14 protein-coding genes are annotated in these 23,648 nt (G+C 66.3%); 6 read left to right on the top strand and 8 right to left on the bottom strand.

Annotation, left to right across the window (positions count from 1 at the left end):
* A partial coding sequence (locus C1I98_RS12435; protein ID WP_146607392.1) for an nSTAND1 domain-containing NTPase occupies nt 1–952 on the bottom strand: 952 nt, incomplete at its 3' end.
* Between the two features lie 939 nt (nt 953–1,891).
* Here C1I98_RS12435 and C1I98_RS12430 point away from each other — a divergent pair.
* The gene (locus tag C1I98_RS12430; RefSeq protein WP_111167321.1) at nt 1,892–3,208 is read left to right on the top strand and encodes a WD40 repeat domain-containing protein; all 1,317 of its coding nucleotides are present in this window, start codon (nt 1,892–1,894) and stop codon (nt 3,206–3,208) included.
* A 164-nt stretch (nt 3,209–3,372) separates the two neighbouring features.
* On the opposite strand, the gene C1I98_RS12425 is transcribed toward C1I98_RS12430, so the two are convergent.
* The 4 genes from C1I98_RS12425 to C1I98_RS12405 all read right to left on the bottom strand — a co-directional run bounded on the left by C1I98_RS12425 (nt 3,373) and on the right by C1I98_RS12405 (nt 11,595).
* Complete coding sequence (locus tag C1I98_RS12425) at nt 3,373–3,693, bottom strand: hypothetical protein (RefSeq protein WP_158558004.1); 321 nt, start codon at nt 3,691–3,693, stop codon at nt 3,373–3,375.
* Between the two features lie 319 nt (nt 3,694–4,012).
* The gene (locus C1I98_RS12415) at nt 4,013–4,984 is read right to left on the bottom strand and encodes an ankyrin repeat domain-containing protein (protein ID WP_111167319.1); all 972 of its coding nucleotides are present in this window, start codon (nt 4,982–4,984) and stop codon (nt 4,013–4,015) included.
* A 109-nt stretch (nt 4,985–5,093) separates the two neighbouring features.
* Nucleotides 5,094–10,313 (bottom strand): Ig-like domain-containing protein, encoded by a 5,220-nt coding sequence (locus tag C1I98_RS12410; RefSeq protein ID WP_158558003.1) that lies wholly within the window; start codon nt 10,311–10,313, stop codon nt 5,094–5,096.
* Between the two features lie 445 nt (nt 10,314–10,758).
* Nucleotides 10,759–11,595, bottom strand: coding sequence for a transposase family protein (locus C1I98_RS12405; RefSeq protein WP_111167317.1), 837 nt, complete (start codon nt 11,593–11,595; stop codon nt 10,759–10,761).
* Between the two features lie 539 nt (nt 11,596–12,134).
* Here C1I98_RS12405 and C1I98_RS12400 point away from each other — a divergent pair.
* Nucleotides 12,135–13,049, top strand: coding sequence for a PLL family lectin (locus C1I98_RS12400; protein ID WP_497844662.1), 915 nt, complete (start codon nt 12,135–12,137; stop codon nt 13,047–13,049).
* Between the two features lie 1,133 nt (nt 13,050–14,182).
* On the opposite strand, the gene C1I98_RS12395 is transcribed toward C1I98_RS12400, so the two are convergent.
* Nucleotides 14,183–15,559, bottom strand: a complete 1,377-nt coding sequence (locus C1I98_RS12395) for a hypothetical protein (protein ID WP_111167315.1) — start codon at nt 15,557–15,559, stop codon at nt 14,183–14,185.
* A 219-nt stretch (nt 15,560–15,778) separates the two neighbouring features.
* Between C1I98_RS12395 and C1I98_RS12390 the strand changes: the two genes are divergently transcribed.
* Nucleotides 15,779–17,092, top strand: coding sequence for a hypothetical protein (locus tag C1I98_RS12390; RefSeq protein WP_111167314.1), 1,314 nt, complete (start codon nt 15,779–15,781; stop codon nt 17,090–17,092).
* Between the two features lie 944 nt (nt 17,093–18,036).
* On the opposite strand, the gene C1I98_RS12380 is transcribed toward C1I98_RS12390, so the two are convergent.
* Together C1I98_RS12380 and C1I98_RS12370 are read right to left on the bottom strand one after the other, a co-directional pair.
* The gene (locus tag C1I98_RS12380) at nt 18,037–20,400 is read right to left on the bottom strand and encodes a recombinase family protein (RefSeq protein ID WP_199536894.1); all 2,364 of its coding nucleotides are present in this window, start codon (nt 20,398–20,400) and stop codon (nt 18,037–18,039) included.
* A 410-nt stretch (nt 20,401–20,810) separates the two neighbouring features.
* The gene (locus tag C1I98_RS12370; protein ID WP_111167312.1) at nt 20,811–21,209 is read right to left on the bottom strand and encodes an XF1762 family protein; all 399 of its coding nucleotides are present in this window, start codon (nt 21,207–21,209) and stop codon (nt 20,811–20,813) included.
* A 391-nt stretch (nt 21,210–21,600) separates the two neighbouring features.
* On the opposite strand from C1I98_RS12370, the gene C1I98_RS12365 reads away from it, so the two are divergent.
* The 3 genes from C1I98_RS12365 to C1I98_RS12355 all read left to right on the top strand — a co-directional run.
* Nucleotides 21,601–22,176, top strand: coding sequence for a hypothetical protein (locus C1I98_RS12365; protein ID WP_111167311.1), 576 nt, complete (start codon nt 21,601–21,603; stop codon nt 22,174–22,176).
* A 152-nt stretch (nt 22,177–22,328) separates the two neighbouring features.
* Nucleotides 22,329–23,333 (top strand): NAD-dependent epimerase/dehydratase family protein, encoded by a 1,005-nt coding sequence (locus C1I98_RS12360; RefSeq protein ID WP_306461859.1) that lies wholly within the window; start codon nt 22,329–22,331, stop codon nt 23,331–23,333.
* 120 nt (nt 23,334–23,453) lie between these two features.
* A partial coding sequence (locus C1I98_RS12355) for a hypothetical protein (protein WP_199536893.1) occupies nt 23,454–23,648 on the top strand: 195 nt, incomplete at its 3' end.

The raw sequence follows: 23,648 nt of genomic DNA, 5'->3' as shown, positions 1-23,648 counted from the left end.
CCCCCAGCCCGGCCACCGCCGCCGGCCGGGTGACCACCTCACGCAACTCCCCGGCGTTCATCGGCCCGACCAGGACCTGCCCGTCCTGCAATGCCTCCACCAGCACGCCGTGACGGGCGCAATGCGCATAGAAGTCGGCGCGCAGCCCCAGCACCACCCGCGCCCGATCATCCGGCCCGGCCGCGGCGGCGGGCAGCGCGGCGATGAACCACTCACGTTCCTGTTCGTCGGTGCACAGGGTGAACACCTCTTCGAACTGATCGACGATCAGCAGAGCCCTGCGGTCGTCGTGCCCGGCGGTGGCCAGGCGGCGCAGTGCCGCGCCGAGCGCGCCCACGTCGTCGCCTAGCTCGGTGATCAGATCCCCGGAGGGGATCTCCAGCGCCGTGCCTAGAGCCGTCGCGCATTCCCGCAGTGGGTGCGCGCCGGGCGTGATCAGAAGGGTGGCATGCCCCTGGGCGGCTGCGGCGGGGAGCAACCCGGCGCGCAACAGCGAGGACTTGCCTGAGCCTGAGGCCCCGATCAGCGCCAAGAAAGGCCGGATGGCCAGCCGTTCGATCAGGGCGGCGGGCAGGTGGTCCCGGCCGAAGAACAGGTCGGCGTCGTCCGAGCCGTAGGCCGCCAGCCCCAGGTAGGGCGGGCGGGTGGCGGGTCCGTCGCCGCTGCCCGTTCCTGCAGGTTGGGCACCGAGTTCGGCCGCGGCGGTGTGCCAGCATTGCCGCCAGGTCGTCTCATCGGCGCCGCAGGCGCGGACGTAGGCCAGGGTGACCGCCAGCGACGGCAGCCGGTTACCAGCCGCCGCCGCGGCCAGCGTGGCCGGGGAGTAGTGGGTCCGCCGGGCCAGTTCCCGGTAGCCGGGATTACCCGCGGCCCGGCGGATCTCCCGCAACTCCAGCGCGAACTGCGCCACCACGCCACCTCCCGGGTCGATCGCACGCTCCGGACGCGGCATCGGCCATCACCCTCCAGAAAGACGGAATGAACAAAGGGATCTGCGGCACATTCGCATTGTCCACTACTGTCCCGCATCGCGCCGTTCGCTTGCACGGAAGGGTTTGTTGGGTTGTCCGGCGTTGTCTACCCTCACCGCCGACCGATGCCGGACAACTTTCGGCCGCGTTAAACCTGGTCGTGGCGGATCCAACGGGCCCGCCTGCACCTAGGAAAACGGGGAACGGGATAGCGGCCGATGGGTCGGCCGCTATCCCGCGCCGAAACAACACCCTGATGAAAGGAGGCACGGGTGAATACATCCGAAAGATCGCCGGGCCGGTCGGCTACGGCGCGGTCTACGCGGCGGGGCGGGACCCGGGCTGAAGCGTTCTCAGTGGATGCGATAGGGCAAGGGCCCGCCGCCGGCAGGCCCGGCCACTGATGGGCGGCGGGAGAGCGGTCATTCACCGAAGTACGGGCGGGCCCAGGCAAGAAGTCGGGGCCAAGGACCTGAATCGGCCTCAGCACTGAGAACTTGTGTTTCTCCTGCCGCGAGGGTTCTGGCAAGGTCGAGCCCGCCGGTCGCCGTCCGTGCTCTCCCCGCCCTGAGGGCTCCACGCGCCGCTGTCTTGGCTAAGACGCCGCCTGGTGGCCTTGTCGGGCAGCCGAGAACATCGGCGACCAGAGCGAGCAACTCAACCCCCGGCGGACCGGCAGCCGGGCGCTCGACACAGTGACGGCGTCAGTGCCGATCACACAGAAAGCGCCGACAAGCGGCCAACGCGGCAAGACCGGCCCGCTCCCCCTTCCCCCGGAAGCCCGTCACGGCATGGCAATTCCAGCTCACTCTATGACTACATGCCGATGCCCTGTTTGTGGCCCATTCTGTTCTGCACTCCCTGAACGTCCCCACGACGGACCAGCCGATTTTCCCTAACCAGAAGGCGGTGATGAGGAGATGGACGGTGCCGCTCCTGACCCCGGTCGAGCGCGCACAGCGGCGCAATTCACGGAGCTATTGCGGCAACTGCGCGCCTGGTCGGGAATGAGCTACCGGCAACTCGCCCGGAAGGCCAAGGACGCCGGGCACGTACTGCCGCACAACACGCTCGCGGCGGCGCTTCAGCGTGACAGTTTGCCCCGCGAAGAGCTACTGATCGCTTTCGTTGCGGCATGTGGGCTACCCGGGGACCAGATCACCCGGTGGGTGTACACCCGCAAGGACCTGGCCACACTGCCGGCCTCTGATCAGCTCCGACGGCCCGGCGCACCTCCGATGGACGCTGCCCCGCAAGCTCCGGCCCGGCTCCAGCGAATCCCGCCACCAGAGCGGGCCACCTTCGCCGACGCCACGCAGAGCCGGTCGCGCGCCGTACCAGGCGGGCCATCGCGTCGCCGCCTGCTGGCCACCAGTGGTGCGGACGGAACGGTCTGCGTGTGGGACATGGTCACCAACACGCTCACGGCCGCCATCGACGATCACGCGCAATGGGCGGAGACGCCGCTGTTCAGCCCGGACGGCCGCCACCTGGCCACCCGAGGGATCTTCGAGGAGGCGGTCCGGTTGTGGGACACGGCCACCATGAAACCCGCCGGTGTCCTGCGCGGCCATACCGGGGACATCGTCTGGGCGGTCTTCAACCGGGATGACGGGACACTGGCTACCAGCAGCCTCGACGGGACGGCCCGGCTGTGGGACGTTTCCACCGCCAAGCCCACCGCCACCTATGCCTGCCCCGCCCGGGACGGCAGCGCGCCGCTGTTCACCACCGACGGCAGGCTCATCACCGTCGATCACAGCGACAGCAGGGTATGGATGCGCGACCCGGCCGCCGGGAAGACCTTCGCCGTGTTCGATGCCATGGTTCCGCACATCACCGTCAGCCAGACCGGTGCCGATGCCTTCCCCAGTGTCGTGGTCCGCGAGCTGGATGGGACGGTGCGCACCTGGGACGTGCCGCCGGTATCTGCTGGTCAGCCCGTGACCGTCAATCGCAATGTCACCTTCACCGGGCCTTTGGGGAGAAACAGATCGGTGACGCTCGGCTGGAACGGTGAGGTCGTGGCCATCTGGGGCGGTGATGAGGCGGGCCAGGCCGTCGATACAGCCGTCTGGCTGGGTGACACCGTGTCCGGGCGACCGCTTCTTCCTTTAGCCGGTCACCAGGGTATGGTCCGGGATGTGGTGTTCAGTCCACGTGGTGACCTGATAGCCACCTGCGGGGACAAGACGGCGCGGCTATGGAGAGTCGATCACGCAAAACGCTCCTTTTAAGAGACTACGCGCAGTCTGTCGCAGCATGGCACGAAGACTTCCGGAATCTACCCACGAGACCCCGCCTCGCCACCACGACCAACGCAGACACGGTCAACAGTATCTGCCCCCGAACCCCGCGTTTCGGGGCGGCGACGAAATTGAATGCCGTTCGCCCGAAGGCGTCATGAGAGTTTCTCGGCTGATTTTGGGGACGGTTCGCCGACGGGACGGGCGGGGGCTGCCAGAGCGATCAGCCCCGCCAGAGCCGCAGCACCCGCCGTGGCGACATATCCCACCGTGTAGTTGGTCAGGCTGGACGCGCCGCCGCCGGCCGCCGCCCCGATGGCGGCCAGCACCGCGAGCACGGCGGCGGTGCCGATCTCCTGGGAGGTGTTGAGTGCCTGTTTGGGCACCCCTCTATTGACATGCTCCCCGCCGAACGCACCGCGGTGTTCGGCGTCTCGGCGGGTGGAGAACTGGCGCTCGCGATGGCGCTTGGGCATCCTGACATCTACGGTGCGGTCTTCTGCGCCCCACCGGGCGCGGGGTTCCGGCCACCTGACGTGATGCCTCGTACGGTTCCGTGCGCGTACCTCGTCGCTGGGACGCTGGAGCCGTTCTTTCTGGCGAACGCGCCCCGGTGAGCGGTCGCGCTGCGCGATGCGGGTGCGGACGTTGTCATGACGGAGCGGGTCGGGTCGCACGGCGGTGCGTTCTGGCGGGAGGGGTTCCCGGTGATGGTGTCGTGGCCGTTCGGCCCGTGATCCCCTGGGTCGCCACCAGCCCGGTTCGCCCGTGGGCCCGGGGGCTGACCATCCGGCTTCAGCGGTCTCGCTCCGGCAGGCGCACCCACAGATCCGGCGGGCCGATGATGGCCCGGGCGTCGGGCAGTCGCAGCCCTGCCTTGGCGCACACATATGCCACGGCCTCGCCCTGGTAGAGGTATTCGGCCAGAATCTCGTCGGCGGTCAGGTGTCCGCCCGCGTCGCCGCCGCCGGGAAGTGTGTCGGAGTCCTCGATCACTCCATCGCGGCTGACAAGTCCTTGGTCGCCGCTCTTGGGGTTGGCGAACAGGCTGTAGCAGACCGTTCCCTCGGACAACGGCAAGGTCACTTCGGGAGTGGAGGGGATGTACCCCCAGGGTTGGGTGACGACGCATCCACCGGGGACGTCGGTGATTCCGACGATTCCCAGTTGGGCGTCGGGATCGGCCCAAGGATCTTCCAGGACCGGCTCCATAGTGGTGTCGTCCACCGGCCGGGCTTCCAGACGCCGCGCAGCCTCAGTCGTGGTGAGATCCGCCACACAGGCCACACCCATGTAGTCGTCGATGTCGGCCAGCACGGCGATCAACCGGTGTGCCTCCGCGGCTGTCGCGGCCTCGTCGGGGGTCAGGCCGGGGTGCCCGGCGGGGACCGGGAACAGGTCGGGGGTCGGACCGGCGAGGGCGAGCCGTCCAGGAGACCATCCGGCCATCATGGGCCGCCAGGGGTCCGCACTGGCGGCGACGAGGGCGCGGGCGTTGTCCAGGCGATGGGCGAATACCGCCGTCCACAGGGCGGTCCGGTCGTCGAACTCGGCATCGACGTCGTCGACGCGACGGGCCAGCTCGGCCACCGTCTCAGGAGTCCCCCATACGGCCGCGAAGTGCAGGGGCCTTCCCTCGTAACCGCCGAAGGCGTAGACGCCCGAGTCGGGGTCGGCGCCCGCTTCCAGCCTGGCGCGGATCGCCGCGAGGTCAGCCCATCCATGCCCATCGATTCCGGACCATCCCGCCGGTAGAGGCTCGGTCATGACGCTCCCTCGGATTGGCATGTCATGGACGGGGACGATTATTCCGTGTCAGAACGGGCCGCCGAACCGCCTCGGCCCTCTGCCGAGTGACAGAGGGCCGAGGTCGGGTTCAGCTTCTGGTTCTCACCAAGAAGGGGTCCTTGTCGGCGAGTCTATTTCTCGAATAGAAGATTCTGAGCCAGGTCCATCCATGGTTCAAGTTCTGCTGGCCATTGATGGGTCTGACGGAGTAGTCGTTCCCCACTTTTCCCTGGTACGTGCTGGCGAAGGGGAACTCATCGCACTGCAGACCGGCCTCGGTGTAGTGCTTTACCCACTTCAGGCTCGGGTTCAGCTCCCAGTAGTACAGGTCGCATTCGCCCTTCGTCAGATGGCCGTTCACCTGCCTTTGCCAGTTGAACTTCTTCCGATTCTCATCCGCGTTCTTCTTGCCCAGGAGACGGGTCAGTGGATTCGATCCCGGGACGTCGGCGTTGCCCGGGATGTTCTTGACCTGGCGCACGTTGTTCACCAGTTTGTAGGGCCAGGTGTTCTTGTTGTCCGGTGTCTTCAGGGCGTCGGCGATATGGTCGATTACCGCGTCCATGGGTTTCCCGGCCGCTGTCGCCGCGCTCTTCGACATCGTGAAGACGGGGGTGACGGTGAAGATGCAGGCGCCGGTGTGCACGCCATAGGTGTTGTTCGCCGCCGCTCTCACCGTGCTCGCGAGGTCCTCGTTCTCCTTTCCGAGGGTGAGTTCGTCACAACGGATGGTCGGGGCGTACGCGTGGCTGGGGCCACCGCAGACGCGTGTGGTTCCGATGACCTTGCCCGCGTCCAGACCCGTGTCGTCGAAGCAGCCGGTGTTCCACAGCGGGATCGCCTGCTTGTCCCAGGTTTCGTCGACTTCGCCGTCCGAGTCCCACTCGTCCAGGGTGTTGTACAGCCGGGGACGAAGCGTGCAGGTGCTGACATGGTCGCTGTCGGGGTCGGAGTAGAAGCGGAAGAAGGTGTCACCGCTGGCCTTGAACTTGGCGATGCTGTCCCGGAACGTGTAGACGCCGTCCGCGTACTCCTGCCAGCCCTTGGCCTTCATCTGGCTGAGGACGGCGGGAGTGAGGTTACACGTGGAGCCGCTTTCGCCTTTCGAGCTGATCACCAGGCCGATCCGGTATTCGTCGAGTTTGTTGGCCGGGATCTCCTTGCCGTCGAGGTACGCCACGATGTTGCCCAGCCGGGTCCACATCGAGATCGTCTGCGGAGTCAGGCCGGTTCCGCCGATCACCCCCGCGCCGTCGGCGGTCCCCAGGTAGGTGTGGTAGACGGTCGTGGCCTCCACGAGATAGCCGTCCTCCACCTCCGGCCGGACGTGCTCTCCCTTCTTGATGTAGTCGCCGACGCCGATGAGCTTGCTCCAGCAGGCGTTGTAGCGGGAGGACTTCTGCCAGCCGAAGCTGGCATTCGGCTGCGGCGCGTTCCGGCGGCCCTCCGAGCACATTTCAAGGCTCATGTGCTCATAGTCGAAATCGGCGTTCTGTACGGCGGCGGCCTCCGCCTTCTTCGAAGTGCTTACCTGGCCGGAGTCACCGAGATCGATCTTGACCGACTGCCATTCCGTCCACGAGGACACCGCGGCGGCCGATGTGGCGCGGGCACGCCATCGCACCTGCCACCCGTCCTTCAGCTTCCCGCCAGGCACCCGAGCGATTCCCACAGATCCAGCGGCGATCTCTGCGCTTCCGGACCAGATTCTGCCCTTGCCCTGCGACCGGGCGCCGGGGTCGTGCTCGACCTCGACTTCCACGGTGGAGTGCCGCGTCAACCGGCCGGACACCTTGACCATGAGCTCCGGAGCCGTGGTCGGTACGACGGCCTCCTCAGCCTTCGAGGAGCGGGTCCACAACCTGTCGATGGACAACGGGGCCTTGGCCGTAGCACGTAGTTGCCGCGGTTCCGCCGGGCCGGCCAGGAAAGTCCACCGGTAGGGCTCCTCGATGGCGTTGCCCGCGGTGTCCGAGGCCGCGGTGATCTCAGCCCAGTAGTAGAAGTCCAGCGGTTCGTCCGGTGTGAACGTCAGCACCGTGTTACGGGCGCTCATCGTGACGCTGCCGGGGACCTCCTCGTCGTCGATGTCGGTCAAGACGAAGTTCACGTTGGTCACCGGCTCGCTGAAGGTGACCTTCACCGTGGCGTCGGCCGGCACGTTCTCGGCTCCGTCGGCCGGTTCCACCGCGAGGATCGTCGGCGGTGTCGTGTCCGAACCCGGGGGAGGTGTCGTGGAAGTCGGGCTGGGACCGGCGTTGTCGGTGTAGGTCACCTTCAACGTCGGCGGATGGGCCTCGGTCTCCTCGGTTTCCGACGCGTGGAAGCCGCGGTCGTACTGGGGGGCGCTGGTGGATTCGTCAATCCCGCGCACCATCAGGCCGTGGTTGTCCTGGCCCGATGCCCAGCGCCGCACGATGTCGGTTACCGGCCAGGTCCACGCGACATCGCTCGGCGGCGAACCGCCGATGCATCCGCCGGGGTCCTTGGCGAGCGCCTCGCCGTTGGTGGTGGTCTGCGGCTGATTGCGCCAACTCAGGGTTTCGGCACTCCACGCCCCGGTGACCTGCTGCGCCTTGAGACCCGACTCGGCGGCGCCACAACCGAAGGAAGCCGAATTCCACAGCTCCAGCTTGGCCTCGGTGATCGCCTTACCCGCCAGCGCCGAGGTGTCGAACTTCAGGTAGGTCCGCTCGATGGCCCTCGGAGCGCTACTGCCGTACGCACCCGCCCACACAGTGGGGCCATTAGGGCCGACCGCCCCTTTGTCATCGAGCCAGGTGTCGGTCTGCACCGGCAGCGTGATCGTCTTCGGAGCCGATGGCGCCTGTACCGTGGTGAAGGACCAGACATGCGGGGTGGCCATGATGTTGCCCGCGGTGTCTTTGGCTTTGCTCGCTTCGGCGGTGTAGGTGACACTGTGGGCCAGGGGTTGTTGTGGGGTGAAGGTCAGGATCTTGTTGGTGCTGTCCATCGCCGCGGTGCCGGTGATGGCGGTGCCCTGCGCGTCCTTGAGGATGATCTCCGCTTCGGACACCGGCTCGCTGAAGGTGGCCCGCACTGGTGTGGCGACCGGTACGTTGGTGGCGTCCTTGGCCGGGTCGGTCCCGCTCACCGTCGGCGCAGTCGTGTCAGGCGCCGCCGTGGTGAAGGACCAGACGTGCGGGGTGGCCATGATGTTGCCCGCGGTGTCTTTGGCTTTGCTCGCTTCGGCGGTGTAGGTGACACTGTGGGCCAGGGGTTGTTGTGGGGTGAAGGTCAGGATCTTGTTGGTGCTGTCCATCGCCGCGGTGCCGGTGATGGCGGTGCCCTGCGCGTCCTTGAGGATGATCTCCGCTTCGGACACCGGCTCGCTGAAGGTGGCCCGCACTGGTGTGGCGACCGGTACGTTGGTGGCGTCCTTGGCCGGGTCGGTCCCGCTCACCGTCGGCGCAGTCGTGTCAGGTCCCGTCGTGATGAAGGACCAGGAATGCGGAGACATGACGTTGTCCCACAGGTCCGTCGCACCGCTGACGGTCGCGGTGTAAACGGTGCCGGACTTCAGCGGCTGACCGGGTGTGAAGGTGACGGTGGCGTTGCCGTACTCGCCGGTTTCGCCCGTCGTGGTGGCCACGATGCCGCCGTCGGCGTCCTTCAGGACGAGGTCGGCGCCGCGTACGTCCTCACTGAAGGTGACGGTGAGGCCGGTGTCGGTCCGTACGTCGCTCGCGCCATCAGCCGGCGTCGTTTCGATGACGGACGGCGGAGCCGAGTCACCGACGTCAGGATTGGTGGGAGGCTCGTCACTCTCCCCCTCCAGCGGCTGCAGCTCGGGGATGGTGCTGTCGGTCTCCGCGTAACGCTGGGTCTCGATCGCCCTGATCTGTTCGGTGCTGAGGACGCTGGTGTCGGGGGTGGCGAGCAGGACCTCCTCCATCGCCAGAGCCTCGCCGTAGGTGGGGAAGGACGTCAGATCCCCGCTGGAGTTGAACACCACCCTGACGCGGTCCGCGGGCGTGTAGTCGATGAACAGCACCGGGCCGCGTCCGTCCGCGCCGGTGTACTGGTCGGAGCGGTATTGGCGCCAGTTGGCTCCGGAGGCGCCCTCGGTGGCGGCGCGGATCATCAGCCCATAGTCCGACGTCCCGTTGGCCCACTGCTGCACGATGTCCTGGATCGAGTAGTACAGCTCGCCGCTACCCGAGCAGCCTGCCAGCGTGGCGCTGTACCCGCCGGTGTTGACCACCGCGTTGGTGCCGGTGCTGGAGGGCTGGTTGGCCCAGGTCAAGGTGGAGTAGTCATAGGCCGAGGTGAGCCGGCGCGCGACGATGCCCACGCCTACACTGGTGCCGCACCCGTTGGCGTGGTAGTTCCACAACCGCAGGTCGGCGTCATGGATGGTGGCGAAGTCCAGGTGGGTGCCATTGATCACGTAACGCAGGTAGGTGCGCCACAACTCCCCATCGGCCGACTTTCCCGCCCGAAGCCACGTGGAGAGGGTCGCCGAGTTGGGGTACTGCACGCTGGAGACGAAGGTGTCGGAGGAGTCTCCCGCGCCGATCCACTCCCCGCTCATCGGCACGATCACCGGGTAGGCCACCGACGGATCGTCCAGGAAGGCAGCGTCGGGGGTCAGCACCAGCGAGGTGTTGCCGGAGGCGTCGGTGGTCACCGAGGTGTCCACCTTGCCGATCTTGCCCTGTTCTGGCGACTCGATGGCCTTGGCGTCAACCGCCTGCGCCGCCAGTGGCCTGCTCTCCGCCGCGCCCTGCGCCGACATGAGCTGGGGCTTGCCGTCACGAGTGCCGTACGTCTTGCCCTCGGGCAGGGTGACGGACAGGGGGATCTTTATTGGGCTCTTCGGACGCGCACGCAGCACGACGTCCTGAACGAACCCGTTCGGGAGGGCGGTGAGCACCAGATCGGCGCCCTCTGCCACCACATCCCGATAAGTGATCTTGTTTCCGTCCACGGTCGGCTTGGGCAGCTTGTTGTTCCAGCCGATGGCGACGGTTCCGTCCTTGTCCTTGGCGGTGACCAGGGTCTTGTCACCCTCGCCGCCGAAGGTCAGCGGAGTCTTGACCAGCTTGGCCGCCAGCGCGCCGTCGGACTTGGTCACGATCGAGGTGTCGACCGGCTGCCAGGACTTCTTGCCGTCCTTGCTGGACACTTTGAGCTGCACCGGTTCGGTGCTCAGCTCAGCGTGCAGCGTCTTGCCGTCGGTGTTGGCCCACACCTTCATGGTCTCGGTGTAGTGCGAGGGTAAGGCGACCCGTTTGCCGGTCTTGACGGCTTTCGCCTTGGCCGCCACCACCTTCTCGTCCACCACGGGCCTGCCGCCCCGCGGCTTCGAAGGCGCCGAACTCGGCGCAGGTGCCGGCTCGGTGCGCTGCTCCGCCCAGGACGGAGCTGAGGCCAAGCTCAGGGCCATCGTCGCAGCCACGGCAGTGGCGGCGGCCCTCGCCAGGCGTCTGCTCCGATGCCTGGGACCGGGTAAGTGCGGTGTCTCCCCGTTTCGCACCCGCAGTGTCACGTAACGCTCCTCTGCACACAGCAGAGTGGCCATGTCGCCATGACCACCCGAACGGATGTTCTAGACACAGATATCATCCAGATCAACGTAAATACAGTCTTTGATCAAGCCGCCTTTCGTGATAGTCCCCATGGGCAGTGTCGAAGAGGGTGCACCCGGTCGGTAGTCTTGCTCCGGTTTGGTGGACACCTGATCTCTGAGGAACCCCGGTTCCCGGAAGAAGGAGTTCATTGAGGTAATCTCAATGACTTTCGAGAGAGATACCGTGTTCGAAGTGAGTGAGGACAAGTGTCGCTTTGATGATGTCGCCGATTCTGCTCGGGCTCACGGTGATGCGTTGCAGAACGCGCCATCGCTGGGTGAGCAGGGCGAATCCGCGTTCTCCCAGGCAGCGCAGCCCGCGGAGCAGGGCGTTTCGGGTACGTGTGCCCACATCCAGCGGGCGGCCGTCGCCGGTGTGCTTGACCGGAGTGTGGATTCCGATACCGGCCGCCTCATATCCGGCATCGGCCAGGACCGGCAGGTCACGGGCCGCATGCGGGTATAGGCCGGGCAGGGCGTGGATACGGGCGGCGTCCAAATCGTGCATCGACCCGGGTTCGACGTCGGAGACCCAGAGCGGCATCCCGCCGGGGGTGAACAAGGCTTGCACGTTGCCGCCGTGGTGACGGACCTTTCCGGAGTACCACACGTCGATGGGCCGGCCTTTGACGCTCGTGGTCTGCTCACGGCAGCGGTCGGTGAGGATGACGGTGCCGTCCAGGATCAGGCAGGGAAGGCCGTCGGCGCGGGCGCGGTCCAGGGCCTGGTGCAGGCCGGGGGCCTGGGCTGCGAGCACATGGATTCCTTCGTGGATGTAGCGGTAGCCGGTGGCCCGGGAGATGGCGTGGTCGCGGGCGAGTTTGCAGACGTCGTGTTCACCGCGGAACCAGCGGAGTATGAGCACGGCCTGCCAGAAGCAGCTCAGTGCGCGGCTGCCTTTGGGGGTTCGGCGCAGTAGCCGTCCGGCCCGCAGCAACCGCCCGGTGTACTGGGCGAGTTCACGAGAGACGTCGAGCGTGGCACGATGGGGGATCACGTGGAGCCTTCCAGGTGAAGTCGGTTTGTGGTGATTCCTTCTTCTCTCGGAGGCTCCACGCCTGTTTACGGGTTTGGCGATTTGTCTTCGTATCTACCCGAAGCGCATCCTTCTTCTTCTGGATCGCTCGTTGTCCGTTTCTAAATCATTGAGATTACCTCAATGCACCCCTGGCGAATAGGGTTGTTCGATTCAACGTGGACCATGCCTGCAAAGTCGCCAGGCAAGGACCGCGGGCTTACCCCTTACCACATGTGGGTGCTTCGGCGCCGACCATACCGCGGCGGGGCTGGAGAGTGCCCACCGTACGCCAGGTCCGAGAGCACCCAAGCCGTCCGCGAAATAATGCAGCTCACCAAGTGAAGCTCTGTGTCCCCTCAAACGGGTAGACCTTTCTGCCGTTTGCGGCGTGATGGACATGGCAAGGAACCGGGGCGATGTGTTCACGTACAGCCGGACTTTCTGCGCTGTGGTGCGCGGTGTCCGGCCCGGCATGGAATGGAGAGAGGACATGACCACGTCCGGGTAGCTGGGAAGCTCTGGGCGGATCGACGCAGTCCGAGCCGGCGGCGGTGTCCTGGGGGCGGGACCGGCTCGACGTCTTCACCCTGGCCACCGACAGTTCGGTACGGCACGGCTGGGGAAGCGGCAGCGGCTGGGACGGGTGGGAGAACCTCGGCGGGGTGTTCATCTCCGCCCCCGAGGCGGTGAGCTGGGGGACGGACCGGCTGGACGTGTTCGCCGTCGGACCGGACAGCCGTCTTCGGCATCAGTGGTACACCGCAGGCGGGTGGGGTGCCTGGGAGGACCTGGGCGGACAGCTCGCCTCCAGGCCCGCGGCGGTGTGCTGGGGTGCCAATCGCATTGACGTCTTCGCCCGCGGCATGGACAGCACGCTGCAACACCTATGGTTCGACGCCAGCGGCTGGAGCGGTTGGGAGAGCCTGGGCGGATCGATCGCCGGCAGGCCATGCGTGGAGTCCTGGGCCTCGGGGCGGCTGGATGTGTTCGCGCGGGGCACGGACGGCACCCTGCAGCACTTATGGCTCACCGGCGGAAAGTGGGGCACCTGGGAAAGCCTCGGAGGGCTCCTTATCGAGGACCCCAGCGTCGTGGCCTGGGCATCTGACCGGCTCGATGTCTTCGCCGTCGGGAAGGACCGCAGTGCCCAGCATCTGTGGTTCACAGGTAGTGCGTGGGGCAGTTGGGAAAGCCTCGGCGGTGTTTGTACCAGGCGGGTGACGTGCACCTCCTACACCGCCGGCCGGTTGGACCTGTACACGGTCGGTGCCGACAGCACGGTGCAACACCAAAGCCTCGACGGCAAGTGGAGCGGCTGGGAAAGCCTGGGCGATGTCGCCTCCTCCGCGGTGGCGGCGACCACGTGGCCCAGCCGCCTCGACGCGTTCTGGGCCGCGCCGGACTCCACCGTGCACCACATCAAGGGGAGCTGATTCGTCCTGCCCGGCCGGCCTCCCTTGGGGCTCGGCCGGCCGGGGGCCGGACGATCGCCGAGAGCTGTCCGGAGTTCAGGCGGGAAAGGCAGGTATTTACCCGTTGAACTGGCCTTTCACTCCCATCTGGCCTTATCCGGCCAAGTCTTCGTGATGATCCACATGCGGCCCGCTTCCCGATCTAGCGCGCCAGGTATGACGTCACCCAGTACGCCATCTGCCCAGCAGGAGCCTCGCAGCAGTGGGTGATCCTCGTGATGCGAGCGAGGGAACGGGTGTGCCGGCCCGGGTCGCGGACCGGCTCGCGGTGCATCGGGAGGCGTTGCGAACCTGAGTACGGCAGGCCGAGGTCGATGGCGGGAAGCGTCAGGGCCGGACGTCGAGTGACGTGCAGCGGATCGCCAGGTTGGAGCGAGAGAATCGCGAGTTGCGGCGGGCGAACGAGGTCCTGAAGGCCGCTTCGGCGTTTTTCGCCCGGGAACTCGATCCGAAACTGCCGCGCTAGTCGAGTTCATTGACGCTCATCGCGACCGGTTCGGTGTGGAGCCGATCTGTGTCGTGCTGGATTTCGCGCCGTCCGCGTATCGGGCGGCCAAGAAACGCGAATCGGAACCGTCGGCTCGCGCGGTGCGTGATGAATGGTTGAAAGAGGAGATTCTCCGGGTGTGGAAGAGGCCGGGACGTGGCCTGTACGGGGCTCGTGCAAATGGCGCTATTATTTGGCCACCTACGAGTTCGCCCCCGCAATCCTTCGCGACATTCGACAGCAAGGCAAGCCGGATGGGCTTGCGGATGACCAGCCCGAATACGAGGTGTGGGTCAGAGCTGGGGAGAGATCCTCGACGCTGCCGAACGAAAGTTGCCATTCTTCCGGCGCCAGCTCAACTACGAGGCCGACGATGAGCGCGTGACTCAGCATCTCGCTGCGAGCTATGAACGCTACATTCCTGAGTCGATTCACCCATCGACGACTGGCCCTTCCTAAATGACGATGGCGGCGACAGACAAAGAAGGGAAAATCTATCGTGGGCTCGCCAAGCCGACGATCCCAAGCGTGCTAGCAGCCATTACGCGTAGGCGAGGTGACCAGAGCTCGCACCACTGGGATCTATTGAGCCTGACCGTCCGGCCTTCTACGCCGACGGGCTGTATCCGTCGCGATTCAATGCTTCTTCCAAAGCAGGATAACTGTAGTATTCGCCTTCGCCTTCGATGGCGCGGACGTTGGCCAGGAACTCACCGAACACCGGAGCGCGTGCCGGGCCGAGATGCGAGGTGCCTTGGAACAGGAGAACCGCAAGGCCAGGCATGTCGGCAGCAGTCCGACACTGGGAGCTGTCACACCATGCGCCCAGCACCTCCCGCAAAACCTCGGTGGTCAAAAACGGGGCGTGCTGGACCAGAAGTCGACCGGCCTGCTCTCCTGAACGCCAGCTACCTGCCTCTTGGATAAGTTGGCTCACGGCCGGCACGAAGTACGGGTCTGGACATACTGTCGCGACGCCCAGACGATGAGCCCACGGCAGCGTGGCGAAGTGCGTTTCCAGCTCGGGCAGCCGCTCGCGGGCGTACGGGCTGCGAACCATGGCAAGGACGGCGGTGGTCGTGGCAGGGAGCGGATCCCAGTCAGCGACGATGGGCATCTTGTTCACCATCTCCCGGAGCCGAGTGGTCAGCGCCCGGTCCACCATATTCCAGAAGAAGTCCTGATCCCCGAGGCGCACGAGGGCGCGCAACTGCGTGGCCCCTTCGAGTACCTGAAACCTTTCGCTTTGCGCGGCCACGGTCGCGCGGACGAGTTCCCGGTCGCGTTGCGCGAAGGCGATCAGGGCAGAGGCCATCCGATCGGCGTGCTCAGTGGCGGGCATGAGCCCTCCGGGGTCGAGTTCAAGGAGGGCATGCTTGGCGGCAAATCCGACGATGGTCTTGCGGGTCGCGGAGCGAACCCGATCGAAGAAGGTGGCCTGCATGTGGGGGTACGTTGGGACGAAGAGCGGGTCGCAGATGTAGGCGGTGAATTCGGCGAGCACTTTGCGGCCCTGTATCGGAGGATGGGTGAGCAGGGTCGTCAACGCCACGGCCAAGTGGCCACGGGCGACTTCAGGGCGAGGCTCGTAGACGTCCCCAAGCGTGCGCAGCGAGGGATGCACACACAGATTGCGGTCCTCGCGGATACGTTCCAGCTCACGGGAGCCGATCGAGTCGATGAGCTCGAACTCGACGGCTCGCTCCAGCAAGCCGGACTCGATGGCCTGCATGGCCCGTACGCCCTGGCTGTTCAGCCCCTTCGTCTGGGCGTCGGTGAGAGTGGTACGGAATCCAGCGGCCTGGGCGTCGCCGTCATCGGCCAGCCGCACGAGCTTGGTGATGATGTCTGCGGTCACAGCGGTCCACGTCGTGGCGATACACGCTCGGGTAGCGCCGGCGTTGTAGCAGCGCCATGCCTCCTCGACCAGTGGCCTCACACCTGGGTTCCACACTTGGCTGATCAAGTTCTCCACATCGGACACCGCGCTATTCTCCACCCCAGCAAGCCACGCCGGGGGGTCTTCGGCCACTCGTGATCCGTGGTGCTGTGATTGCTCAGCTTGGTGATCGGCTTCGTACCAGTGAACCGATGTTCAAAGATCACGACCAAACTTGTGGCCGTCAGAGTACACACGGTCGCGGCTTGTCACGCCCACCTTCGACCGGCGAGAGATCCACCTATAAGTCGTACTGTGGTGGACATGCTGCGTGATGGTGACGGTTCCGGGTTCTGGAGCAGGGAGCTCACCACGCTTTCTGAACTTCTACTGCAGGTAGGGAATCAGCACGCGGCCCGACTGCTGTCACTGGTGCAGGACGCCGATGCGGTCGCCCCGGAACCTGGGGGCCAGACGAGGGCCGTGACGCTACGCGTTCGTCCGATCTTCCTAGACCTGTTCCGGCCCGCCGACTTGGAAGCCATCGCCGCCCAGATGGACAAGATGATGTCCATCGGAGATGGTCCACGCCATGAGGTGACGGTCGCCGCGATGCTGGCCGACCCCTTCGCCAAGCCAGAACTAGGGGGCGCCGGCACCTTGACCATTCAGCTACGGGAGGCGATCGCCGACGCGCTGCATCCGGTGAGATCCTACGATCTGCCGCAGGTATGCCGGGCGTTCGGGCTCGACGATGGAGAGGGCGAGGAGGCGCACTACAGCAAGCGCGCATACGTGCGCAGCCGCATCTCGCACTACACACAGGACCAACTGCACGAACTCGGTGTCCAGGTGGTCGAAGAACACTATCTGCCACAGCTCTGGGGGCTGTTACAGGTATTGGCCGGCAAGCGCTCCGGAGTCGGCAGCACGTTCAAGAACCTGATCTTCGCAGCGGATGGGCCGAAGCCTGAGCTGGTGCTTGCTGACGCGGTCAGTAACACGATCGAGATCGTGGCCAACGCGCAGTTCTGCCTAGTGTACGACCGTCCACTCGGCGACTCTGGGTTGACCTGGGCGGACCTGGTGACGTGGTGGAGAGAGACTCACGCGCCAACGGACGTGAATGACCGGACGGCCGCGAACGAGCTGTACTACCGCCTGCTGCGCTCGCTCGACGCTGGTCGTATTGCGTCACCCGAGCCGGGCCCGGAGACATTGATGTTCCAAACGTATGTGGCGCTGCTCAAGGATCAAGGGTTTCAATTACCGGCCTTGGTTCCGCAGGTGTACTTGCACTACGACCCGTACACGAGGGCACAGAGAAAAGCAGTGGGGCCACTTCCCCGCCAGCGCATGGATTTCCTGATGCTGCTGCGGGGCCGACGACGCCTGGTCATCGAGATCGACGGCGTCCAGCATTACGCGATCGAGGGCAAGGCCAGCCCAAGGCTGTACGCGCAGATGGTCGCCGAAGATCGGGAGCTGTACCTGGCAGGGTATGAGGTAGTGCGCTTCGGTGGGGATGAGTTTCGCTCATCAGACGACGCCCGGGGCATGCTCCGCGAATTCTTCGAGCGACTTCTGACGGCGCATGGCTATCTCAGCGAGAACCAACAAGGCACCAGCCCATCCTGAGCGAACTTACCGAACACAACTTGCCCGCGCCGTAGACGCGCAGAGGAGGCTGGGCGTGATGCCGATGACCTCAATGACCGATCGACGCACGGGCCGTCGCCCACAGGCGACGGCCCGCCCTCTGGATTCCGCTCAGATCAGCCGCGGACACACTCCGGGTAGCAGCGTCGCCCACCCCACTGCGTTTGTACTGCTCAGGCCATGCCTCTACCTTCCCCGCAGGCCCGATGGTCAGCCAGTACCGCGCAGGTGCATACCGCCTCAGACGGACACACCCGCTGGTCCGGTGGCCAGCGATTTGCCTGCGGCCACAGGCAGCCCTGCTGCCAGGATCCGGGCGGTGCCACCGGAAATGCGGACCGCCCCGGCATTGCCGGGGCGGTCGTGATGAGATCGGGTCCGCTGGCGGCCTCGCCGCCGGTGTCGTCCAGCGCGGTCAGCCAGCCTCCATCGCCGATGGCATGCGCCTATCCCCCTTCGTCCAGTCTCGACGGCTGACAGCGTGCCGTCTCGGCCGTGGCATTGCACAGGAAGCCGACCGTCTCGCCGACCTCGACCATCAAGCAGGCGAGCACAACGCCCACCATAATGCGGCGTCTGAGCCGCCCTTCCCGCCCCGCGTTCCTTGTCCGTGTGGTGGCACCGCTCCACCTCGCGCGTAATCTGGTTGGCCATGTTTCCCTCCCAAATAGGGGATCTACTTATGTGAGAAGTAAAAATGGGATCGATGATACGGAGCTTCCCGGCTCACTGTGGTCGGCTCGATAGATATGGCTCGGCAAACAGATAAGGTCTGGCGGCGGATCGGCACGGAGCAGCCTGCTCGAAGTTGGCGGACCCTGCGTTGCCTATACAAGATTTCTTCTTGGAGCGGAAGTGGCACGCATCGGGCACTGCCAGAAGAAGGGCCATCATGGGTACAGTCAGTATACTAAATCCCCCTTTTAGCGGAGTTCACCCGCGAGGCCGGCTCGTTTGATCCAGCGTCCCCACCGGGGGCTGCGCCGGAATTGCTCGGCGATCGCCCGACCTGACGGCAGCGCCCCATCGGGCAGGCGATTTGCCTGAGCCCACTGCCACGCGATTCGACGTAGGTCCGGAACCATCCCCGAGACATCCGGAGCGGTACCCACTCCGTTTGTGGCGGGCCACGCCAGCACCACCGTGCTGCCTGATGTGGTCGCCCCTCCTGCGTCGATCACACCACTCATGGCAGCAAGTCGCCGGATCTGCATCATCAGGAGCTCATAGCTACCGATCAGCGCAGCACTCGGCCAGGCCGCGATGATCCGGCCGATGAGACTCGGTTCAGCAACGGCGACGTTCGCTCCCAGGCTGGCCAGACTGGCGACCACCAGCATGCCCCAAGCCAGAAGGCCTCCCCGCGAGCCGTATCGACCAGCCAGCAGGATGGACATGGAGGCGACCACGATCGCGCCATCGACCGCCAGCGGGATGAGCACCGCCGCAAGCGGATCCTCACCATGCCGAAGGCACAATTGGTGCATGTGACGGAACGAGACAACGGCCGCAATGAACGCGAGTAGCAAAACGCCCGCAGTCGTCGTACGCTGGATCCAGCGGTCCGGACACATCTCAGACCACCGCCCCAGCGTCGAACTCGATGCTGAGAGCGCATTGGGAATTGGTTGATCTCGGTCCTCGGACACAAACCTTTTCACTATGCTCGGTGTGGGGTAGATTTCTACCCTCACTTTCGAGCTTCCTGGATGGTAGGTCAACCGCAGCCCCATCCGCTGGTAGACCTCCCCCTTCAGATCCGCCGGGACCTGGGCGATCTGCCGCGCCACGTCGCCGATCTCGGTCACCAGCGCGGTGATCTCGTCTCTGCTCAGGCGGGTGCTCCTCTTGCCGGCTTGCAGGTCGGCTTCGGCCTTCAGGCGTTCGGCCTTGGCCTCGTTCACCCACTGGCCGATCTCGGCCGGATCGCCACCGGCGTCGATGGCCGCGCGGTAACGGGCCAGCTTGCGTTCGGCCTCCGCGATCGCCGTACGGGCGATCTCGGTACGCGCGTCCCGGGCCTGGTCCGGCTGGTCGGCGCACATCTGCTCGATCGTGGCCGCGATCCGGTGCGGCGCGAACGCCCGGCACAGCCAGCGGTCCACCCGCGCCACGATCGCGTCCTCTCGCAGGTAGACGTTACGCGGGTGATCGATGCTATTGCCGATCGCGTATTCCCGGGGGAACGCGCACCGGTAGTAGGCGGCGTTGTTGACCCACTGGCTCTGCATCTTGCGCTCACAGATCCCACAGAACATCACCCCCTTGAACGCATACGGGTGGCGGGCGCGGTGCGGCTTGTGCTCACAGCTTCCCCGGCCGCGCGTGGCGAGGATGGCCTGGACGTCCCGGAACAGGTCATCGTCCACAAGCTGTGGATGCACCACCCGATCCGAGATGATCCACTTACCGGTCTCGTTCCACCGTTGCTTGGTGGTGTGGCCCAAGGTGACATCCTCGACATCCAGCAGTACCTCGTCCTTGCGCTGCCGGTTCCACACCTGACGCCCGGTGTAGCGCGGATTGGTGAGTATGGTCCGGATCGCGCTCTTGGACCAGCCGATGCCCGAACGGTGCCGGTTACGGGCCGGGTCATGCGCCGACGGACACGGGATACCGTCACGGGTCAGCCCTTCGGCGATCGCGAACAGCCCCTTGCCCTGGGCGAACTCGGCGAAGATACGTTGAACGACCGGCGCGGCGTACGGGTCGGCGTCCAGGCCGCGCAGGCGTTTGCCGTCGGCGGCCTTGGCCGGGTTCGGGTGTGGTCCCAGATCGATCAGGCGGTAGCCGTACGGCGGGCGCCCGCCCAGGAACCGGCCCTCGACCTCGGCCATCGCCGCCATCGCGGTCCGCACCCGCACCTTGATCCGGTTTCGCTCCCCTTTGCTGACCCCGCCGAACATCAGCATGATCAGCTCATGCGCCTCGTTCGACGCATCGATCGGCCCGCCGACCTCGGGCACCCACAACGGCACCTGGTAGTGGTTGAACAGCTCGAAGGTGTTACCGAACTGGTTGCCGTAGAACGCCCGCTGCGGCTCGCCGACCACGACCGCCTCGAAGGTGCGGCGCGGGTTGCGCAACTCGGCGAGCAGGGCGCTCGCCTCGGGTCTGCGATGCGGCGGGATGGATCGGGACTTGTCGATGTCGAAGTACTCCGCGACGATGTGCCCGCCGCGGGGTTCGATCAGCATCCGGGCGCGGCGAAGCTGCCACGCGCGTGATGCCTGGGGGTCTTGCCGGTCCTCGCTGGACACCCGCCCCCAGAAGGCGAAAGCGGTCAAAACTTCATCTCCTCTCGTGTGTTGGTGGAATTTCGGGGAGTCCCGGCCCGGCGGACCGGGTCCCCCTGTCAGAAGCCCTCAGGCACCAGTACCGCGACGAAGCACCTCGCGGATCTCCAGGAGCAGGCGCAACAGCGCCGCTCCGGCCCCGGCGGGCAGCGGGTCCGGCAGCTCGGGCAATTCCAGCCCGACCCCGCCGTGATCAGCCGCCGGTACGTCTGGTGAGTGCGCCGGTCCCGGGCGACGGCCCGAATCTTCGGCCTCTTCCTTCCTGGCGTGCGACGAAGCCGCTGGCACAGGCCCTGCAGGGCACGCTTTGGGAGGCGCTGAGCAGGCCTTTTGTAGCCGCTCAGGCATCCTCACCCCCCGCCGCGATGAGCCGGGGGCGGGCCCGCTCCCGTTGAATACGGTCATCGGCCGCCCCCGGCCGTCCGGATCTCCCACACTGCGCCCCTGCTAGGGCGACCGGGGAGGTGGCGGAACCCGGCGGCGTGAAGGGCGGAAGCCGCCCCACCGGGACGGATGAGCCGCGTATCGGCGATCAGCCGCCGATAACCCCGCCCGCGTGCCGCCTGCCACACGGCGTTCAGCAGCGCCGTATCGGCGTCTGGGGTGCCGTCGGTGGCCAGGCAGGTGATCTCGGCGGTGTGACCGTCGTCGTGCCGCCAGGAGATCGGGCTGCCGGCGAACACGACCCCGGTCAGCGTTCCCGGTCCGGTCTCGACGCCGAGAACGATCTCGGCGTCGGCCGGCGCGGCCGGGCTGGGTTGAATCCATGCGGCGAATGCGCGGGCGGTCTGTATCTGCACCGGCCTAACCCGCAGCCGCCGGATTTCTGTTGTGGTCAGCCCGTAGCGGGCGGTATTCGAGTCATTTCGGTTCTCCATTGCTGTGGTCGGGACACGCTGATTTCCGGATGCGCGCCGCCCGGGCCTGCGAGTGCGGGCCGGGTGGCGTGCGACCAGGCAAGCAGACGGCTCAGAAGCAGCTCAGAGCCTGCCCCAGAAGGTGCTCAGAAGGTGCTCAGAACCTCGGCGCCGACTCAGAAGCACCTGCCCAGATACTCAGAACCCGGCCAGACGCCGGAAAGTTCTGAGGAATTCCTCACCGGCTTCCCCGCATTCTTCTGAGCCGTTTCTGAAGCGGCGTGCATAACGGTTGACGAACCCCAGCGCATTCGTCTTCGACCGGAGCACCGCCATGAACACCCACCGCACGAACCGCCACACCGAATCGCCCCTGGACACCGCCGAGGCCTCGTTCCGCCTGCTCACCACCCACCGCGGCGGAATGGTCCTGGACTGCACCCACATCCCCGGCCTGCCACGCGGTCTGGTCGGGCTGCGCGACCTGCGGCTCCTGCTCGCCGGCCGTGAGGTCACCGATGAGGCCCGTGATGCGGTGTGGCGGGAGCTGGCCGGCCGCGCCCGCAGCGCAGGCCCAGGCTCGGAGGCAGGGCCGGATTCGGGGCCGGGGTCGGCGTGGACCCTCGCCGCGGTCGGTATGGCGATGCCCGCCCTGCGCCGGATCGCCCTCGCCCTCACCCGGGATCTGCCGTGTGGCGACCCGGTGGACATCGACATCGCGATCATGGCCGGTTACCTGCGGGCCCTGCACCGGCTGGATGCCCGCCTGCCGGATGTCGGCGGCCGGTTGTGCGCGGCGGCCCGGCACGCGGGCGCACACGTGCGCCGTCACCTCTCCACAACCGCCCAGCGGCGGCCAGGCCAGGATGCGCCGCCGGGGCGCCTACCGGCTGGGCCGACCTCGCTCTGACCTGGCGCTTTATGGAGCACGCCTCAGCCACTCTCAAGCGGCTGTCCATTGGCTTGCCAGAGGTCACATCAGCGGTCAGCCACAAAGCGTCTGCACTGCCATACATGGCCGTGTAGAGCAGCGCCACGCTGCGCCTGAACCGGCATCATGACGTGGTGCGCATACTGATCCTGGGTGGCTCATGGTTCGTTGGCCGTGCGGTGGTCGCCGACGCGATAGGGCGGGGGTGGGAGGTCACTCTCTTCAACCGGGGCCGTAGCGCCGGCGCTCCAGAAGGGCCCCTTCACGTTCGCGGAGACTGGGAGCGCGCTGCGGATCTCGCCCGGCTCGCGGCTCATGGGCCTTGGGACGTGGTCGTGGATGTCGCTGGTGCCGTACCGGCCGTGGTGCGCAACGTGGCGCGGGCACTTGCCTCTGCCGCAGAACGCTACGTCTTCATGTCCACCATCTCGGTCTACCGGGACTGGCCATACCAGCCGGTGGATGAGTCCTCGCCCCTCTGGGACGGTGATCCCGACCTGGACCCCGGCACGCGGCGATGGGATCCAGATGCCTACGGCCCGCTCAAGGTGGGCTGCGAGCTGGCGATCCGCCGGGAGTTCGGCGACCGGGCGTTGTTCATCCGCCCCCACGTGATCCTCGGCCCCGGCGAGTACGTAGGCCGTCTGCCCTGGTGGCTGAACCGGATCAGCCGGGGCGGTCATGTTCTCGCACCCGCACCGCCCGGGAGGGCCATTCAGCCGGTCGATGTTCGTGACGTCGCCCGGTTCACCCTCGACATGATCGCCACCAATGCCACCGGCCCATTCAACGTCGCCGCGCCGATCGGCCGGGACACCTTCGGGGGCCTCCTGCACGCGTGCAGAGAGGTGACCGGATCGACGGCCGAGTTCGTGTGGGCCGATGAAGCATGGCTCGCCCAGCAGGGGGTTCGGGAGTGGACAGAGATCCCGCTCTGGCGGACACTGCCGACCGCATGGGCGATGAACACCGACAAGGCCCGGCAGGCGGGACTCACCTGCCGATCGCTGCAAGAGACGGCCGCCGCTACTTGGCACTGGCTGCAAGGTGGCGGCGTTCCCGTCGCTCACGAACGATTCGCCGAGCACGGGATCAGCGTCGAACGGGAGGCCGAGTTGGTTGCAGCTTGTCTTTGAGCTGCTGGTTGTTGCTGCGGAGTAGAACCCGATCGCGACATCGGGGACGTTCGACGCATTCGATGCGTCGCTTCCTATTCACCTTGAGTGATCATTGTGTTCGGGCGGATGATAGCCGCTATGCGCAGACGTGTGCTGATCTGGGCCGGCGCCGCGATTACGGTCGCCGCCCTGGCTGGAACGGGCATCTACCTGGCACGCGTCGGTCTGGCCGACGCCGATACCCTTACCAGCGCGCTCGGCCTGGCCGCTGCGCTGGCCGGGCTGGCCACCGCGGTCATCGGGCTGTTCACCGCCCGCCCCACATCCCAGCCC

Source organism: Spongiactinospora gelatinilytica (assembly GCF_003236385.1).
Taxonomy (GTDB): Bacteria; Actinomycetota; Actinomycetes; order Streptosporangiales; family Streptosporangiaceae; genus Spongiactinospora; species Spongiactinospora gelatinilytica.
The sequence above is the reverse complement of the archived record's forward strand: the minus strand, read 5'-3'. Positions and strand labels throughout refer to the sequence as shown.